Here is a 17,316-nt window from a genome sequence, read left to right on the forward strand (position 1 = left end):
GAGATCCCCATGATCGAAGTGACCGAGGTTTCCATTGCCGAGCTGCGTGCCGCGCTCGAATCAGGCCGCACTACTGCGGTCGAACTGGTCAAGGCCTATCTGGCCCGTATCGAGGCCTATAACGGCCCCGAGACTGCCACCAAACTCAACGCCGTGGTGGTCGCCAATCCCGATGCACTGAAAGAGGCCGAGGCTTCCGATGCCCGCCGCGCCCGTGGCGAGACTCTGAGCCCGCTCGACGGCATCCCCTACACCGCCAAAGACAGCTATCTGGTCAAGGGGTTGACTGCCGCCTCCGGCAGCCCGGCCTTCAAGGATCTGGTGGCCCAGCGCGATGCCTTTACCGTGGAGCGCCTGCGCGCAGCCGGTGCCATCTGCCTTGGCAAAACCAATATGCCGCCGATGGCCAATGGCGGCATGCAGCGCGGCGTCTATGGCCGTGCAGAGAGCCCCTACAACGCCGACTACCTGACCGCGCCGTTTGCCTCCGGCTCCTCCAACGGTGCCGGTACCGCCACCGCCGCCAGCTTCTCTGCCTTCGGTCTGGCGGAAGAGACCTGGTCGAGCGGCCGTGGCCCTGCCTCCAACAACGGTCTGTGTGCCTATACCCCGTCCCGTGGCGTCATCTCGGTGCGCGGCAACTGGCCGCTGACTCCGACCATGGATGTGGTGGTGCCCTATGCCCGCACCATGAACGACCTGCTGGAAGTGCTCGACGTAGTGGTGGCTGACGATGCCGACACCCGTGGCGATCTCTGGCGCATGCAGCCCTGGGTGCAGCTGCCCAAGGCCTCCGAAGTGCGTCCGGCTTCCTATCTGGAACTGGCAGCCAATGCCGATGCCCTCAAGGGCAAGCGCCTCGGCGTGCCGCGCATGTTTATCAACAAGGATGAACTGGCCGGCACCAGCGAAAACCCCGGTATCGGCGGCCCGACCGGTCAGCGCATCCATACCCGCGACTCCGTGATTGCCCTCTGGGAAGAGGCGCGCAAGGCGCTGGAAGCCGCGGGCGCGGAAGTTATCGAAGTGGACTTCCCGCTGGTCTCCAACTGCGAAGGGGACAGACCCGGTGCGCCGACCGTGTTCAATCGCGGCATCGTGAGCCCGGAGTTTCTCAACGACGAGCTGTGGGAGCTCTCCGGCTGGGCGTTCGACGACTTCCTGCGCGCCAACGGCGATCCCAAGTTGAACAAGCTTGAGGATGTCGATGGGCCGAAGATCTTCCCCCACGACCCGGGCACCCTGCCGAACCGCGAGGGCGATCTGGCGGCGGGCATGGACGAGTACGTCAATATGGCCAAGCGCGGTATCAAGCGCTTTGACGAGATCCCCACAGTGCCGGATGGCCTGCGCGGCCTGGAGAAGACTCGCAAGCTGGATCTGGAAGACTGGATGGACGGGCTCAAGCTCGACGCCGTGCTGTTCCCCACCGTCGCCGACGTCGCCCCGGCTGATGCGGATGTGAATCCGGTCTCCGCCGATATCGCCTGGAGCAACGGCATCTGGGTTGCCAACGGCAACCTCGCCATTCGCCACCTCGGCGTGCCGACCGTCACCGTCCCCATGGGGGTGATGGCCGATATCGGTATGCCGGTTGGGCTGACCTTCGCCGGCCGCGCCTATGACGACAACAACCTGCTGCGCTTCGCCTCGGCCTTCGAGTCCACCGGCAGCAAGCGTATGGTGCCGCCGCGTACGCCGCCGTTGGGTTAACTATCTCGGAATAACCTCTTTATAAAGGGAAAAGCCACCTGCTATAGGTGGCTTTTCAATTAATAGAGTTTTTATACACACTATGTTTTAACTATTAATCATTCTAATGTAACTTGGCATTCTAGGATCTGTTATTGTATAAACGCCACGAGCCGCCTTAGTTATTATTTTCCCTTTGTCTTCGCGTGTAAAACGACCAATGTAATTACTCATCGCGTAATTTGTATATTGAGTCCCTGTGTCATCTTTAATTTGAGATATCCACTCTTGTATTGTGAACCGGTTGTCAGGGAATTTTGCAGCAGCATATAGGATTGAAGGGTAAACAGAGGTTCTTGAGGATGTGACTGCATGATCATAAGCTCTTTTAAGCTGACCTTCTGTGTTAATAACTGCTTTTTCAAGAGCCCTGGCTAACATAACTTGATCAATTTTGTTTTTAGATTCAGAAAGAGCTATTTCGGCAGATTCTTTGCTTATTAGATGTGTAAAGTAAGGGAAGCCATTACTGATTTCAATAATTTTGTTTTTTACATCTTCATCAAATTCTATTTCTAGTCCTTTTTCACCAGTAACAATAATCTCATGCAGATAGACATCTTCTATACGAGAAAGCTTTATTTCATGAAGGCATCTATTTACTGACTGGTGACCATCAATAAGAGATGCACCGTCACTGGCGATTCCAACTAGTAAAATTTTAAGTTTGCTATCACTATCGCTGAGTTGCTTTATGAGCTCAGCAATTTCATGTTTTACTCCATTATCAACCACATCAAATTCGTCAATTAGTAAGATTCCCTCTAATTCATTGAACGCTTGGCAAACTTTGCTTGCAGTTAAATCTTCCTTTTCTATTATTATTTTTTCTTCAACTGCAACATCGGCTCGAAATAGCTTTGCTAAATTTAATCCAATACCAGACTTTGTCGTTATTTCTTTTTTCTGAGCCACATAGTCTTCATCAAGATAAACAACAGGTTGTTGAATGATGTCTTTGAATTTTGTTTTGTTATCGCAACGTTTGATGAAAAACGGCTGGGTAAATATTCCGGCTTTTTTACCACCTTCTAGTGTCGAGAGGGCAAGTGAGCTTTTACCAATGCCCCTCTCACCATAAATCATACAGTGCTGGCCTGCGGTTGTTAACGTTCCTAATATGTGTTGAACTTCCTCATCTCTACCTTTTAAATGTGTATATGCCTCGATAGGTTTTGATGGGGTGAAATAGCTATCCACATTTTTTATTTTCGCTTTCTGCGCTTTAAATTTTGCGAAAATATTATTTTCTGAGTTCATGCGGTTCCCATGCCAAAGGTAAAGTGAAGTTACGTTATTTAATAGAAATTTATACTTTTGATCAAGATGTGTAGGTTAGAATCGTGAAGCGTATTCGGAAGATCGCGGTAAGGGGTTGACGATAGACCACAGATGTTCGGAGTTTTCGGCTTCTCTTGCTATCAGGATATTCGCGGTAAACGGACGATTACGCTGCGCTAATCGTCCCTACATAATGTGGCTTATTGTTACCTCCCCTCATCCCCAGCCCTTCTCCCGCAAGGGGAGAAGGGGGCAAACAGGCTCCGCTGATTATGCGTTGGCTCTGTGGTGCGGGTGAATATGAGTGGCTTGTAATTGGCACGGGCCATCCCCTCTCCCTCGGGAGAGGGGCCGCTATCTGTGTTGTAGGTTCGAATAGCGAAGCGTATTCGGACGATCGCGAACAGGTCGTGGCCGATAAGCAGGTGATATTCAGAGTTTCCTGTTGGCGTTGCCATGACTCGGTTCGCGGCGGTAAACGGACGATTACGCTGCGCTAAGCGTCCTTACATGATGTGGCTTATTGTTACCTCCCCCTCATCCCCAGCCCTTCTCCCCTTGTTTGTGATCAAGAGAGGGAGAAGGGGGCAAATATGCTCCGCTGATTGTGCGTTGGCTCTGTGGTGCGGGTGAATATGAGTGGCTTGGAATTGGCACGGGCCATCCCCTCTCCCTCGGGAGAGGGCTAGGGTGAGGGGCTGCTATCTGTGTTGTAGGTTCGAATAGCGCAGCGTATTCGGACGATCGCGAACAGGAGGTCGCCGCTGATTTTTCCGGACTTCCCCCTGACTTCCCCCAGACTTCACTTTCTCTTCACACAACCTCATTTTCCCCTCACAAATCCCCCGTATCTTCTGCTCACTGCTTAAAAGGCCCGGCTTGCCACAGGGGTGGCGAGGGGGTGGTTGGTTCGAGGGAGCAAGATGATGAAAGGTTGGATGAAGTGCGGATTGGCCGGGGCCGTGGTGCTGATGGCGAGCTTCTGGGGCGGTAGCGTGCGGGCGGCGGGGATCGAGCTCAAGCAGGTGAGTGGCCCTGTCTATGTGGTGGAGGATAACTACTACGTCAAAGAGAACTCCATGGTCTATTTCGGGGCCAAAGGGGTGACGGTGGTGGGGGCGACCTGGACGCCGGATACCGCCCGCGAGCTGCACAAGCTGATCAAACGGGTCAGCAGCAAGCCGGTGTTGGAGGTGATCAACACCAACTACCACACCGATCGGGCGGGCGGTAACGCCTACTGGAAGTCCATCGGCGCCAAGGTGGTGGCGACGCGCCAGACCCGGGATCTGATGAAGAGCGACTGGGCCGAGATTGTCGCCTTTACCCGCAAGGGGCTGCCGGAGTATCCGGATCTGCCGCTGGTGCTGCCCAACGTGGTGCACGATGGCGACTTCACCCTGCAAGAGGGCAAGGTGCGCGCCTTCTACGCGGGCCCGGCCCACACGCCAGACGGCATCTTTGTCTACTTCCCCGACGAGCAGGTGCTCTATGGCAACTGCATCCTCAAGGAGAAGCTGGGCAACCTGAGCTTTGCCAATGTGAAGGCCTATCCGCAGACCATCGAGCGGCTCAAGGCGATGAAGCTGCCAATCAAGACGGTGATCGGCGGTCACGACTCGCCGCTGCACGGCCCCGAGCTGATTGATCACTATGAAGAGTTGATCAAGGCGGCGCCGCAGTCATAGCTGCTGCGTGGCAGAGAGCCTGCAAGCCGTGCCATCGCTGCAATCAGCAGCCATAACGGCACACCACAAAACGCCCGCTTTCAGGAAATAAGCGGGCCTTTTGCATTGGCGGCCTTTTTGGTGGCTGTGAGTGCGATGGATTAAGGCTGTTCAATGCGGGTGGGCTTTCATAAGATGGCCCTCTCTCTTTTCCCTGAAAGCCGTCAATTTTCGTTATGCAATACGCCTCTCTCGCGCGCCTCAAGCAGGCCTTTATCACCGGGATGTGGGCCTCGCTGGTCAGCATCGTTATCGGCTTCGCCTTCAAGGTGTGGCTGGCGCAGTGGGTCGCCAAGGGGGAGCTGGCGCTGTTCAACAGCGTGGTGGATTTGATCTCCCTCTCCTTTATCCTGATGACAGGTTTTCGCTCCTCCATGGTGGTGAGCTATTCCCAGACCAAGAACGATCGGGACATCATCAATATCTTTCGCTACTTCCTTATCGGCATCGTGCTGCTCACCTGGGGGGCGGTGATCCCCTATATCAAGCACGGGCTCCATATCCGGGTGGAGTATCTGCAACTGGTAGGGGTCATTTTCGGGCTGGGGCTCAAGGTCTACTTCACCAATCTGGTGGCCATGTACCGGATGTATCAGCTCTCCAACCGGGTCACCTGGCTGGAGCCGCTGGCCAACGGTCTGCTGTTTATGGCCTGCTACTTTGGGCTGGGGATGGATGCGCTCCCTTCGCTCTTCTACGGGCTGACCTTCTCGTCACTCGCCATCGCCGGTTATATGTATGTTTCGCGCCGTCGGGCCATCGCCACCAAGCCGCTGGCCAAGGTAGCGTTCGGCCCCGAGATGGTGAGCTATGTGAAGAAGAGCTTTACCGCCTCCCTGGAGGCGGGGGCCAGCATCCTGATGATCTACATCACTGTGCTGCTCACCATCCGCCACTTCAGCATCGACGAGCTGGGGGATTTTCAGGTGGTGGTTCGCCCCATCTTCACCTATATGACCACCCTGTTTGTCTTCCCCATCTACCGCTTCGTGCTGCCGGAGCTGGCGGTCAATCTGCGCAATGGCGATCACCGCCAGATAAGGTTGATCCGCCGCTGGATCTTCCGGCTCTCCGCCATTGTCAGTCTGGCCTTCTTTGGCTTGATGCTGCTGGCGGGCAAGCCGCTGGTGCTGCTGTTCTTCCCCGCCGACTACGTGGGGGCGGTGCCCGTGCTGTTCCACTTCTCCATCTTCTTTATCTTTATGATGCTCAACGGCTATCAGCTCGCCTATATCAAGGCTCACGGTCACTTTACCCGGAGTTTGTTGATCCGGCTGGCGGGCATAGTGGCGCTGATTGCGGCCTACTATCTGGTGGCCGAATTCACCGCCAACGTGGTGGCAATTATTGTGGCGCTGGGCCTCGGTTATATGGTGATGTTTATCCTCTCGACCCTGGCGGAGCGGCAGATCTTGCGATCCCTGCCACTGGTGCTGGCGACCCGCTAGGGCTCTACTCGCCAAGAGCAGGCCCCTGTCAGATAACAAAAAAACGCCCGTGCGGGCGTTTTTTATTGGCGGTGCAGGGGCGGCTTAACGCTTGCCTTTGCCACCCTTGTTGCCAGCGAGCGCCTGCTTTCTGGCGCGCTGCTTCTGGGCCGCCTTGCTGTTGCGGCGCGGCTCGGGCTCGAAGCGGGTGAGATCCGGCTCAAAGCCCGGAAACCACTGCTGGGGCAAGCGGGTGTCGAGCACAGATTCCACCTTCTCCAGCAGCGGTGCATCTTCCGGGCTGAACAGGGTAATGGCGAGCCCCTTGTTGCCAGCGCGGCCGGTGCGACCGATACGGTGGACGTAATCCTCCGCCACAAACGGGAACTCGAGGTTAATCACATAGTTGAGATCGCTGATATCGAGGCCGCGAGCCGCCACGTCGGTGGCGACCAGTGCCTGGAGGGTGCCGGCGCGAAACTCCAGCAGCACTTTTTCTCGCGCGCTTTGCGACAGATCGCCGTGGAAGGCCAGCGCATTGATGCCCGTCTTGCCAAGCTGCTGGGCCAGTTTGTCAGCCCCTTGGCGGGTGCGGCTGAAGATAAGCGCCGGTGCCCACCCTTTCACTTTGAGCATGTGTTCGACCAGCGCCAGCTTGCGATCGCTATCCACCGTGTAGACCCGCTGCTCCACCTCGGCCGCCGTGGTGTTGCGCGGTGCCACTTCAATCAGCTCGGGGTCGCGTAGCAGCACCTTGCAGAGGGCAAACAGGTTGTCGTCGCAGGTGGCGGAGAAGAGCAGGGTCTGGCGATCCGCCGGGATCTGTTTGAGCAGCGCGGTGATCTCGTCCATAAAGCCCATGTCGAGCATGCGATCCGCCTCGTCAAACACCAGATGGCGCAGGCTATCCAGGCTCAATGCCCCCTGACGCAGATGGTCGAGCAGGCGGCCCGGGGTGGCGATAAGCAGATCCACCCCGGCTTGAAGCGCCTCGACCTGCGCCGCGATACTCACTCCGCCGTAGACTTGCGTGCTGGTGAGACCGGTGCCCTGGCCGTAGCGCGCCACGCTCTCGGCGACCTGCACCGCCAGCTCGCGGGTCGGCACCAGCACCAGCGCGCGGATCGGGCGGGGCTCTGCTTGTGGCTGTTGTAGCAACTGCTCCAGCAGCGGCAGCACAAAGGCGGCGGTCTTGCCGGTGCCGGTCTGGGCGCCTGCCATCAGATCCCGCCCTGCCAGAATGACGGGGATGGCGCGAGCCTGAATGGGGGTCGGTGCGGCATAGCCGAGCTCGGTCAGGGTCTGCTGCAAGCGGGGGGAGAGGGCCTGTTCGGCAAAGGAGGCTGTGGACATAGGGGCACCAGTCGGGGTTATCGCGGCCTGCGGCCACGATGCAATGAGTGATCGTGGCCGCGATGGTAACAGAAGCAGGGGGAGCGGCAGAAGGCGGCTATGCCTCTGCGTCGTCCGGCAACGGGCGGATCAGCCGGATCTTTTTGCCCTCGTAGCAGGCGATGTTGTGCTTGCCGTGCTGTTTGACGTGGTAGAGCAGCTCATCGGCCAGATGCACCGCCTCGGTGACGGTGAGGTAGTCGCGAATGCGGATCACCCCGGCGGAGAAGGTGATGGGGGTGGGCAGCTCGGGGATCCCCAATGGTCGATCCAGCAGGCGACCAGCGGAGTGGATCATCATCTCGTCATCCTCCATCCCCTTGAACAGCACGATAAACTCCTCGCCGCCCCAACGGATGGCGCTGTCCACCTTGCGGATATTGCTTCTGAGGTGGCGGGCAAAGGCGACCAGTGCCAGATCCCCGACGCTATGGCCATAGGTGTCGTTGATCGACTTGAAGTTGTCGATATCGAGGATCATCAGATAGTCGTGCTCATGGAGCAGACTCTGGCAGAGCACATCTCTGCGTGGCAGCCGGGTCAGGTGGTCGGTGTGCGCCAGGGTGCGCAGCCGCAGGTAGATCTGCTTCCAGGCCACCATGCCCATCAACAGCACGATGAGATAGACCTTGAAGGCCGCACTTTGCAGGGCCAGCTTGACGAAATCAAACCAGCTGTAGGACCACTTCAGATAGAGATCATCCCCCGCCTTGGTGCGCATAAAGGGTTTGCTCAGGCAGAGATGCCTCGGGCGGCAGGGCTCGGCGGCTTCAAACGATATGTTGGTGCGGGTCGGGTTGATGGTGTCGAAGGGTCGCAGCACATCGTTAAATGCTTCATCGACGGCGATGTCGATACCGAGCAGCCCGTATTTGTAACCGCCGCGCCCCGACTGATGAATGAAGGGGAAGTACATCACTATGGTGTTGCGCATGCTGAAGCTGTCGATCTCGATATCGGAGACAAAGGCTTCATCGGCGCTGCACAAAGGGCGGCCGGGGGCAAAGCTGGCGCAACCGAAGTAGTGATACCAGGCGGGCAGGGTCATCAGATCCACCTTGATCGGCGCCAGTCTGGTGGGCAGCACATTGTTGTCGGCCACCATGCCGATCAGCCGGTAGTCATTCCAGATGGTGTAGATATTGATCACCTCCGGATAGGAGAGGGCATAGCGGAAGGTGTTGAGGATATTGGCGGCCGGGTATCGCAGCGGAATATCGGCAAAGCGGTATTTGCTTTTGAGGTCATACCCGTAGAGATAGTCGCTGCCGACGCTATTCGGGGGCGGTGGCTGATCGAGCAGATGGTGCTGTGCCAGATAGCTGGTGATGTTCTCCACCTTGAGGATCTTGGCTCGCTGGTAGAAGACCTCGAACACGTTCTTCTGTCTGGCTGTGATGAGATCCATGTCGTGCTGGATAGTGAGATAGGTGTAGTAGAAGACAGTGCCCAGCCCGGTCAGGGCGAGCAGGGCTAATCCGGCCACTTTGACGATGAACTGGCGAGCACACGCCGATGGCCAGCGCAAGGCTGGGAGGTTACCTGAAAATAAGGTCATAGGTGTCTGGTTAGAGTACCGATAGGGGCGCGGGCGCCATACGGGCAAAGTATACGCGAAGGAAATCCCGACAGGATCCACCGACAAACCTTGCCAGAAGCTGAAGCCCTCACCACTTATTTATCCCTACTCCACGATCAGCACGCTCTCGCTGGCCAGATGGTGCAGCCACTCCCTGACGATCAGCAGCACGGCGGCAAAGTGCTCGTCGCGGGGCAGCAAGCTGGCGGCGAGGGGATCCCCTTCCGCCATCGCGGCCAGCTGGCCAAAGGCTTGCTCCACCAGATCCCGGTCGAGCTGGTTGTCCCCCAGCACTTCGGCCAGCGACGGCTGGCTGCGCAGGGTCAGCTGCAAGCCGGGCGGGATCTGCGGGGCGATGCGCATCAGCTCATCTTCCACCACCATGATGGCCCGCTCCAGTTCGAGCGGGGTGGGTGGCGCATTGCGAAACGGTCCGGGCTGGATGGCGTGGGTGCCAAAGGCCAGCGGGTAGTGTGACGGGGCCGCATCTGGCTGGCTCAGCCAGAGCTGACTGCTCTGTTCACCAATCTCCAGCAGCAGGGTCATCATCTCCGGTACGGGTTGTGTCATGGTGCTGAGCTCCTGTATTGTAAACGTTTTCCCATTCTGCCTTTGATACCCCCGCTATCGCCGTTTGGCGAGCACAATTTCTGCGAGTCGTCCCTCACTTTGTTGCAAACCCCTTGCAAAAAAATCCATTGGTGGCAGTCTGGATGTCTAAATGGCTGTCGCCGTTTCGTTATCCTCAGATGATTCAGGAGTTCAGATATGGATATTCGTACCGCTCCCCGCGCCATCGCGCTCGCCCTCATGCTGGCAAGCGGCATCGCCGCCGCCAACGAAGCGCTGGTGATCCAGACCGATTTCGGCCTCAAAGATGGCGCCGTGTCGGCCATGAAGGGGGTTGCCTTCGGGGTGGATCGCACCCTGCCGCTCTATGACCTGACCCACGAGATCCCGGCTTACAATATTTGGGAAGCCTCCTACCGCCTCTACCAGACCCTGCAGTATTGGCCCAAGGGCACTGTGTTCGTCAGCGTGGTTGATCCCGGTGTCGGCACCGAGCGCAAATCAGTAGTGCTCAAGACCAGGAGCGGCCACTACATTGTGACTCCGGACAATGGCACTTTGACCCTGGTGGCCGAGCACTTCGGCATCGAGGCGGTGCGCCAGATTGACGAGAAACTCAACCGCCTCAAGGGCTCCGAGAAGTCTTACACCTTCCATGGCCGCGATGTGTACGCCTATACCGGCGCACGGCTCGCCTCCGGCGCCATCAGCTACGAGCAGGTCGGCCCGCTGCTGCCCGCCGAGGTGGTGAAGATCCCCTATCAGCCTGCAGTAGCCGAGAAAGATGGCACCCTCAAGGGCACCATCCCGATCCTCGATGTGCAGTACGGCAATGTCTGGACCAATATCGACGATGCCCTGCTGACCAAGGCGGGGATCAACAGGGGGGATAACGCCTGCATCAAGATCCGCGAAGGGGATGTGGTCAAATATGACGGCAAGGCCCCTTACGTCAGCAGCTTCGGCGATGTGCCGGAAGGTCAGCCGCTGGTCTACCTCAACAGCCTGCTGCAGGTGTCGGTGGCGCTGAACATGGACAGCTTCGCCGCCAAGCATCAGGTGCAATCCGGTGCCAACTGGCATATCAGCCTGAAGAAGTGCTCCTGAAGATTGTCGGGATTTCGACAAGCGGGTTTAAGCAAGTGAGGGCAGCCAAAGAGGCTGCCCTCACTCATCGGGTGGTAAGGCGTTGCTGATAAGGAGTTGTTGTCAAAAAGCATATTAATTGAATGCAATTGATAATGATTGGTATTTGGCTGGATAATCGCGCACTTGTCTGACCACTCAACCATACCGAATGAAAACCAGCCTTTTACTGCTCAGCCTGCTGGCTCTGACCGCATGCAATGACAATCACAGCAATACGTCTGTGGCCCCCTCACCCGAGGTGACCCCACCGGTCGTCAAGCCGACCGAACCGCCCATCACGCCGCCAACAGTGCCGCCGGAAACTCATACCCGGGTTCCTCTGACCATTGAGGTCAATGTGGCTGATCGACTGGGGGCGGGAGCACAGCTTGAGGTGAGACAGGTCGCCACCGGGATCCGCGTGCAACAGGCCATCGAACCGGGCCAGCTTGCCCGCATCACCTTGCCTGAAGGTCTGCAACTGGATCAGCCGCTGGAGCTGCTTGGCAGCGACGAGGGCTATCTGCTGCGAGCGGTATCGGTGCGGGTGGTGGATCTCTCGGCCGGGATCACTCTGGCGCGCCGCAACAGCGTGCCGCGGCTGGGATTGAACGAGGAGGAGACGGCGCTCTTCCTGCTGGCGGATCAGAGCGGAGATGGCTCCCTCAGTCAGGCCGAGTGGGGCAGGGCAGCGGAGATCCGCGTGCAGCAACAGGCGGCTCTTCAGGATTATGCAGCCTTCCTGCTGGCCCAGCGCCAGCCGGGCGCCGTGCTCGACTATGCCGACAGCTGGCAGATGCTGTTGGCCCTGCGTGATGACAAGCAGGCGCGGAGCTGGTATCAGCGCAGCAACAGTGCCCAGATCCAGTCCGCCCGTACCCAGCTCTATCCCGCCAATCCCAGCCAGCCGGACGAGCCGGAGACGGCAGATCTGCTGCGCCTCGATGAGCAGGGGCTGCTGGTGGTGCGTGGCCCCTGGCAGTGCCTGCACGATGTGCGCACGGTCAGCGGGGTCAAGGGTAGCCAGTACTGGCTGTATGGCAGTGACACCAGTGCGTTGGCGGTTGCCAGCCAGCCACAACTGGCTGCGGGGCTGACCGCTTGCGGCCGCAGCGACTGGCGCCTGCCGACCCTCACCGAGTTCGAACGGCTGCTGAGCAGTGACAAGTCGGCATGGCGCTATCCCAATACCTTTGCTGTTGGCCTGCCCGCCCAGATCTGGCTGCAGGATGGTGCGGGTCAACCCCGTCTCTATCAAATTGCGACCCGAATTTGGCTGGATGAGGGAGAGGGCAGTCTGCTCTGGTATGCACTGGCACCCTATCCGGTGCGACCCTCCGTGGTGCGCGACAGCAGCAAGCCGGACATGGCGGTTCTGCGCGCCCAGTACAGCGGTTTATCGGCCCAATGGCCCGCCGCCCGGGTGGATGACGGGGTGGAATGGCAGGAGCTGGGGCCGCTGCCGGCGGTTCCCTTTCCGGCCGACAACCCCTATAGCCGGGCCAAGGTGGTGCTGGGTCAGCAGCTATTTTTCGACAAACAGCTCTCCAAGGGGCGGGACATCAGCTGTGCCAGTTGCCACGATCCGCAAAAGGGGTGGAGCGACGGCCTGAGCGTCTCGGTCGGTCATCTGGGCCAGAAGGGCAATCGCAATGCTCCTTCCATCCTCAACAGTGCCTTCAGCTCGACCCAGTTCTGGGACGGGCGGGTCGCCACGCTGGAGGAGCAGTCGCTTCACCCGATCCAGAACCCCATCGAAATGGCGCTGAGTCATGACGAGCTGCTGGCCCGCTTGCAGGCCAGCCCCGACTATCAGGCTGCTTTTGCCACCGCCTTTGGCGATCAGGGGATCACGCTGGAGCGGATCGCCAAGGCGATCGCCACCTTCGAACGCACCATCATCAGCCGAGACAGCGATTTTGAGCGCTTCGTCAAAGGGGATAGTCAGTCACTCAGTGACAAGGCGCTGTGGGGGATGCACCTCTACCGCACCGATGGCCGCTGCATGAACTGCCACTCCGGCCCGCTGTTGAGTCAGCACGGGTTCGAGAGTGTGGGGCTCACCTATTACGGTCGTGGCAAGCTGGAAGATCGCGGGCGCTTCCTGCAGACCCGCAACAAGGCGGACATCGGTCGCTTCAAGACCCCCAGCTTGCGGGACGTCGCCTTTACCGGCCCCTATATGCACAACGGCATCTTCCCGCTCCTGGCCCAACGTATCGGCGGCTCGGTGCAGGGGGTGGTGGCCATGTACAACTTTGGCGTGACCAAGTGGAGCAGCGGGGTCGGCTTCCCGACCGGAGCGGATCAATATGATCCCTTCTTCCCCAAAGCCTCCGATCACCTGCATGCTCTTGGCCTCAGCAATGACGAGCTGGATGCCATCGGCGAGTTTTTGCGCAGTGCCTCGGCCGAGCCGCGCCGCACACCGGCCACGGTTGCTGAGCTGGGGGTGAGTGAGGCGGATGACCCGACTCCGGTGGGAGCGGTGATCACCGGCTTGGCCGTGCTGCCTGCCCAGCCTCAACTGGAAGTGGGGCGGACGCTTCCTCTGCAACTGCAGTGGCAACTGAGCGATGGCTCTCTCGGCCCGCTCGATGGGCCTGTTGAGTGGCGCAGCGAACAGCCGGAGTTCGCCACCGTGAGTCCGCAGGGCGAGGTGCGCGGTGTGGCGGTCGGTACGGCACGACTGGTGGCGACCACGGCTCGTCACACGTTGAACGTGACGGTGCAGGTGGTCGATGCCCAGCCCGATTTTGCCCGGGGCTGCCGTCAACCCGAGCTGGTGGCGGGCAAGCTTGCCTTTGTCTGCCAGTTGAGCAGGGACGAGGCGGATCGTCTGTCCATCTCCTATGACGGTGTGAGCAGTGACAGCGATGGCGACTACAATCCCTTCCCGCTGGAGTATGTGACCATGGGTCAGGCGCGGGCTCGGGATTACTGCCAGCAGCTGGTGGCGCGCGGTCATGATGACTGGCGTCTGCCGACCCGGGCCGAGCTGGAGGTGCTGTTTGCCGCCTACAACAAGGATGGCGCGACGGATCAGTTGCTCCAGCAGCAGGGGTGGCCGCTCTACAACCGCTACTGGAGCAGCGATGCGACTGCCAATGACGGTGGTGAGCTGCCGTTGCTCGACCTGAGCACTGGTGATCCGCTGTGGGATCTGGCGGATGAGGCTCATGCAGCGATCTGCGTCAGGGCCATCTAGCCTTCATAGATAGTCAGATGAAAAACGGGCGCCTCGGCGCCCGTTTTGTTCTCTGGGAATACAGAGGGATCAGAACTCGTTGGAGAGCGCCTTGTACCCTTTGACCAGATCGATATTGGTATGGGCCACGTCCTCGGAGAACTCGGCGGCATCTACCGAGACCCGCGGGATATGGGTCAGATCGCTCTGCTGGTTGATGCGGGTGGTGGAGGGGACGTAGAACTCCGGCGGCAGATCGCAGCCATCGATCACCGAGTTGTGACGCACCACGGCACCGTCACCGATATGGCAGTTGAACAGCACGCTGTTGAAGCCGATAAAGACCCGGTTTCCCACTTCGCACGGTCCGTGGACGATGGAGCGGTGGGCGATGGAGGTGTACTCGCCGATGGTGACGGCGGCGCCGGATTTGGAGTGGATCACCACGCCATCCTGAATATTGGAGTTGGCGCCGATGACGATGGGTTCCATCTCGCCGTTGGCATCCACTTCGTCGGCGCGGATCACCGCATAGGGGCCGACAAAGACATTCTCTTTGATGATCACCTTGCCGCAGATGATGGCGGTCTTGTCGATATAGGCGGATTCGTCGATGACAGGCAGATGGCCGGAGGGATTCTTGCGGATCATGTTACATCCTGTGGTTGCCAAGAGGGATTATCTGGTGGTGGACGAGGAGCCTACCGGTCGGTCAGCTTACCCCTGCTCGCCCTCTGGTGAAACCCCTGACTGGTCTGACCCTTGTCGTATGCCGTTTCGGCATGGCTGTTTCCGGTCGCCAGAATATGGGAGCATGGCTGTTATCCCGAGTCGCGTTAGATGGACATATAAAGATGAAGAAGATGATTGCCCTGTTGGTGGGTGGTTTATTGCTCTCCTCGGCCGTGCAGGCCAAAGGGGAGGCGGGGGAGTTTGACTATTACGCCATGGCGCTCTCCTGGTCGCCCGAGCATTGCGCCGTCAAACCGGCCGATCGGGACCAGTGTTCCCGCAAGCTGGGCTTTGTGCTGCACGGTCTTTGGCCCCAGTACGATCGCGGTTACCCCAGCAACTGCACTCGCGAACGGCTCGATCCCGATATGGAGAGCGAGTTTGCCGACCTCTACCCCAGCCGTTTCCTCTATCGCCATGAGTGGGAGAAGCACGGTACCTGCTCCGGCTTGAGCCAGCACGCCTTCCATCAGCTGGCAAGCGATCTGCGCCAGAAGGTGAAGATCCCGGCGGCTTATCAATCCCCGGAAGAGCCTCTGCGCAAAACCAGTTTCCAGCTCAAGGCCGATCTGGCGAGCGCCAACCAGTGGCTGGCTCCCGACAACATCACGGTGGCTTGCGCCGATGGTGGCCGCTTCCTGCGGGAGATCTACATCTGCGTCAATAAAGAGGGGACGGATGCGGTCACCTGCTCCGCCGAGATGCAAAAGCGTGAGCGTCGCTCCTGTGGTCAGCCGGATTTCCTGCTGCGCAGCGTGCGTTAAGCCTCCACTCTTTGCGGGCCTGATGTGTAACCACGGTTATCAGAAAGGAGTCTGACAGATGGATGGCAACAACCGGTTTGGCCCGCAAGAGCGGGCAATGCTGCTCGGGGTGAACGGATGAGCCTGTTTGCCGAGCTGGGGATGCGTTATCCCATTATTCAGGCACCGATGGCCGGTGTGCAGGGCAGCTATCTGGCGCTGGCCGTGACCCGTGCGGGCGGCTTGGGCTCCTTGCCTGCCGCCATGCTCACATCAGCGGAACTGCGCAGCGAACTGGGGCGTCTTGCCCAAAGCGGCCTTGGGCCATTTAACATCAACTTCTTCTGCCATCGGCAACGGGAACCGGATCCCGTTGAACTGGCCCGCTGGCAGCAGCGCCTGGTTCTCTACTACGCCGAGTTCGGCATACTTCCCCCAACCGTTACGACGGCGCCAAGTCGTGCCCCTTTCAATGGGGAACATGCCGCCATGGTGGCTGAGTTCAGACCGGCGGTGGTCAGCTTTCACTTCGGTTTGCCCGCTCCCGAGCTGCTTGCCCGGGTGAAAGCAGCGGGGGCCAAGGTCTTGGCCAGCGCCACCACGGTGGCGGAGGCTGTATGGCTCGCTCAACACGGCGCCGATGCCATCATCGCTCAGGGATTGGAGGCGGGCGGTCATCGCGGTCATTTCCTCTCCGATGATCTCGCCTTGCAGCAGAGCACCCTGACCCTGCTGGCACAAATTCTCGCGGTGACCGATCTGCCGGTGATTGCCGCTGGCGGTATCGTCGATGGCAAGGGGATCGCCAACGCGTTGGCAATGGGGGCGAGTGCCGTGCAGATGGGCACCGCCTTTCTCTGCTGCCATGAAGCGACCACCTCGGCGTTGCATCGCGCCGCCATCCATTCACCAGAGGGCCAGCAGACGGCACTGACCAATCTGTTCAGTGGCCGTCCGGCGCGGGGGATCGTCAACCGTCTTATGAAAGAGCTGGGCCCGCTCTCGGATCTTGCCCCTCACTTCCCCTATGCCAGTGGCGCACTGGCACCGCTGCGCGTCGCCGCCGAGAAGGCGGGGGACAGTGGCTTCTCTCCGCTCTGGGCTGGGCAGGATGTATCGGGTTGCAGGGATCTTCCTGCCAGCGAGCTGATGGCGTGCTGGGTCAAAGAGGCTGGATTGGGATAAGCGCTTCTATATATGCCTCATACGCCTTCTTATATAGAAGATGTCGAGGGCGCTGCGCGTTAGACGCGACAGTGTGGCAATGGTGGATGAGTGCCAGGCCAGTACCCTTGTAAGGCATTTATCCGGTGTAAAACGTTCTCACTTCACCCTTGGTTGTGGATAAGTCTGTATAAAGGCTGTGTGTTGATATGAATAACCAAGAAGTTGCACTTTTTTGCAATTTTATTGCGGTAAAGCCTTGCCAATGTGAGCTGGATCTCTATAATGCGCCACATCGACAGGGCAAGCGGCAACGCAAACAACCTCGTCGGTAACCTCGAAAAGCCCTTGAAAATAAGGCTTGACTCGAGAAGGCGGTTGAGTAGAATTCCACTCCCGCAGCAACACACTGTTGCGTCGCTCTTTAACAATTTGAATCAAGCAATCTGTGTGGGCACTCACAGCATCGAACATCAAAAACAATTTTTGATTTTCAATGTCTGGTGAAGTGACCAAGACGATTTCTTAGCAATAAGGAATCGAACAGTTTATTTCAGCAATTCATTGAGCCGCTTTTCGAAGCAACCAAACTTAAATTGAAGAGTTTGATCATGGCTCAGATTGAACGCTGGCG

13 protein-coding genes are annotated in these 17,316 nt (G+C 58.6%); 7 read left to right on the forward strand and 6 right to left on the reverse strand.

Annotated elements, in window-relative coordinates:
* Positions 1 to 9: 9 nt before the first annotated feature.
* On the forward strand, positions 10 to 1,713 hold the full coding sequence (locus tag AB5Y67_RS13735) for an amidase (protein ID WP_325794055.1): 1,704 nt from the start codon (positions 10 to 12) through the stop codon (positions 1,711 to 1,713).
* An 87-nt stretch (positions 1,714 to 1,800) separates the two neighbouring features.
* Here the strand turns inward: AB5Y67_RS13735 and AB5Y67_RS13740 are convergent, their stop codons facing one another.
* Positions 1,801 to 3,012 (reverse strand): ATP-binding protein, encoded by a 1,212-nt coding sequence (locus tag AB5Y67_RS13740; protein ID WP_199427654.1) that lies wholly within the window; start codon positions 3,010 to 3,012, stop codon positions 1,801 to 1,803.
* Positions 3,013 to 3,956: 944 nt separating this feature from the next.
* On the opposite strand from AB5Y67_RS13740, the gene AB5Y67_RS13745 reads away from it, so the two are divergent.
* Positions 3,957 to 4,721, forward strand: a complete 765-nt coding sequence (locus AB5Y67_RS13745) for a CphA family subclass B2 metallo-beta-lactamase (protein ID WP_081043470.1) — start codon at positions 3,957 to 3,959, stop codon at positions 4,719 to 4,721.
* 215 nt (positions 4,722 to 4,936) lie between these two features.
* A complete protein-coding gene (locus AB5Y67_RS13750) occupies positions 4,937 to 6,208 on the forward strand; it encodes a hypothetical protein (RefSeq protein ID WP_064341398.1) in 1,272 nt (423 codons plus the stop codon).
* Positions 6,209 to 6,292: 84 nt separating this feature from the next.
* Here the strand turns inward: AB5Y67_RS13750 and AB5Y67_RS13755 are convergent, their stop codons facing one another.
* The 3 genes from AB5Y67_RS13755 to AB5Y67_RS13765 form a co-directional block, all read right to left on the reverse strand.
* The gene (locus tag AB5Y67_RS13755; protein ID WP_325794054.1) at positions 6,293 to 7,540 is read right to left on the reverse strand and encodes a DEAD/DEAH box helicase; all 1,248 of its coding nucleotides are present in this window, start codon (positions 7,538 to 7,540) and stop codon (positions 6,293 to 6,295) included.
* A 97-nt stretch (positions 7,541 to 7,637) separates the two neighbouring features.
* The gene (locus AB5Y67_RS13760) at positions 7,638 to 9,107 is read right to left on the reverse strand and encodes a GGDEF domain-containing protein (RefSeq protein WP_064341400.1); all 1,470 of its coding nucleotides are present in this window, start codon (positions 9,105 to 9,107) and stop codon (positions 7,638 to 7,640) included.
* A gap of 156 nt (positions 9,108 to 9,263) precedes the next feature.
* Complete coding sequence (locus AB5Y67_RS13765) at positions 9,264 to 9,728, reverse strand: hypothetical protein (protein ID WP_005354477.1); 465 nt, start codon at positions 9,726 to 9,728, stop codon at positions 9,264 to 9,266.
* Between the two features lie 198 nt (positions 9,729 to 9,926).
* Here AB5Y67_RS13765 and AB5Y67_RS13770 point away from each other — a divergent pair, with 198 nt between their 5' ends.
* The gene (locus AB5Y67_RS13770; RefSeq protein WP_199427656.1) at positions 9,927 to 10,835 is read left to right on the forward strand and encodes an S-adenosyl-l-methionine hydroxide adenosyltransferase family protein; all 909 of its coding nucleotides are present in this window, start codon (positions 9,927 to 9,929) and stop codon (positions 10,833 to 10,835) included.
* A 190-nt stretch (positions 10,836 to 11,025) separates the two neighbouring features.
* The gene (locus tag AB5Y67_RS13775; RefSeq protein WP_325794053.1) at positions 11,026 to 14,064 is read left to right on the forward strand and encodes a cytochrome c peroxidase; all 3,039 of its coding nucleotides are present in this window, start codon (positions 11,026 to 11,028) and stop codon (positions 14,062 to 14,064) included.
* A gap of 69 nt (positions 14,065 to 14,133) precedes the next feature.
* Here the strand turns inward: AB5Y67_RS13775 and AB5Y67_RS13780 are convergent, their stop codons facing one another.
* The gene (locus AB5Y67_RS13780; RefSeq protein WP_005343397.1) at positions 14,134 to 14,694 is read right to left on the reverse strand and encodes a carbonate dehydratase; all 561 of its coding nucleotides are present in this window, start codon (positions 14,692 to 14,694) and stop codon (positions 14,134 to 14,136) included.
* A 203-nt stretch (positions 14,695 to 14,897) separates the two neighbouring features.
* Here AB5Y67_RS13780 and AB5Y67_RS13785 point away from each other — a divergent pair, with 203 nt between their 5' ends.
* Positions 14,898 to 15,539: a ribonuclease gene (locus tag AB5Y67_RS13785; protein ID WP_123172425.1), complete on the forward strand. Its 642-nt coding sequence runs from the start codon at positions 14,898 to 14,900 to the stop codon at positions 15,537 to 15,539.
* 117 nt (positions 15,540 to 15,656) lie between these two features.
* Positions 15,657 to 16,703 (forward strand): nitronate monooxygenase family protein, encoded by a 1,047-nt coding sequence (locus tag AB5Y67_RS13790; RefSeq protein WP_064341403.1) that lies wholly within the window; start codon positions 15,657 to 15,659, stop codon positions 16,701 to 16,703.
* A gap of 222 nt (positions 16,704 to 16,925) precedes the next feature.
* Here the strand turns inward: AB5Y67_RS13790 and AB5Y67_RS13795 are convergent, their stop codons facing one another.
* The gene (locus AB5Y67_RS13795) at positions 16,926 to 17,198 is read right to left on the reverse strand and encodes a hypothetical protein (RefSeq protein ID WP_155737328.1); all 273 of its coding nucleotides are present in this window, start codon (positions 17,196 to 17,198) and stop codon (positions 16,926 to 16,928) included.
* Positions 17,199 to 17,316 lie beyond the last annotated feature (118 nt).

Origin of the sequence: Aeromonas sp. s12 (assembly GCF_040907925.1) — a bacterium.
Classification (GTDB): Bacteria; Pseudomonadota; Gammaproteobacteria; order Enterobacterales; family Aeromonadaceae; genus Aeromonas; species Aeromonas veronii.

Excerpts from the sequence above, each read along its gene's own strand:
- AB5Y67_RS13780 (WP_005343397.1), bottom strand. The coding sequence starts at position 14,694 with ATGATCCGCAAGAATCCCTCCGGCCATCTGCCTGTCATCGACGAATCC.
- AB5Y67_RS13755 (WP_325794054.1), bottom strand. The coding sequence starts at position 7,540 with ATGTCCACAGCCTCCTTTGCCGAACAGGCCCTCTCCCCCCGCTTGCAG.
- AB5Y67_RS13745 (WP_081043470.1), top strand. The coding sequence starts at position 3,957 with ATGATGAAAGGTTGGATGAAGTGCGGATTGGCCGGGGCCGTGGTGCTG.
- AB5Y67_RS13770 (WP_199427656.1), top strand. The coding sequence starts at position 9,927 with ATGGATATTCGTACCGCTCCCCGCGCCATCGCGCTCGCCCTCATGCTG.
- AB5Y67_RS13735 (WP_325794055.1), top strand. The coding sequence starts at position 10 with ATGATCGAAGTGACCGAGGTTTCCATTGCCGAGCTGCGTGCCGCGCTC.
- AB5Y67_RS13765 (WP_005354477.1), bottom strand. The coding sequence starts at position 9,728 with ATGACACAACCCGTACCGGAGATGATGACCCTGCTGCTGGAGATTGGT.
- AB5Y67_RS13775 (WP_325794053.1), top strand. The coding sequence starts at position 11,026 with ATGAAAACCAGCCTTTTACTGCTCAGCCTGCTGGCTCTGACCGCATGC.
- AB5Y67_RS13740 (WP_199427654.1), bottom strand. The coding sequence starts at position 3,012 with ATGAACTCAGAAAATAATATTTTCGCAAAATTTAAAGCGCAGAAAGCG.
- AB5Y67_RS13785 (WP_123172425.1), top strand. The coding sequence starts at position 14,898 with ATGAAGAAGATGATTGCCCTGTTGGTGGGTGGTTTATTGCTCTCCTCG.
- AB5Y67_RS13790 (WP_064341403.1), top strand. The coding sequence starts at position 15,657 with ATGAGCCTGTTTGCCGAGCTGGGGATGCGTTATCCCATTATTCAGGCA.
- AB5Y67_RS13750 (WP_064341398.1), top strand. The coding sequence starts at position 4,937 with ATGCAATACGCCTCTCTCGCGCGCCTCAAGCAGGCCTTTATCACCGGG.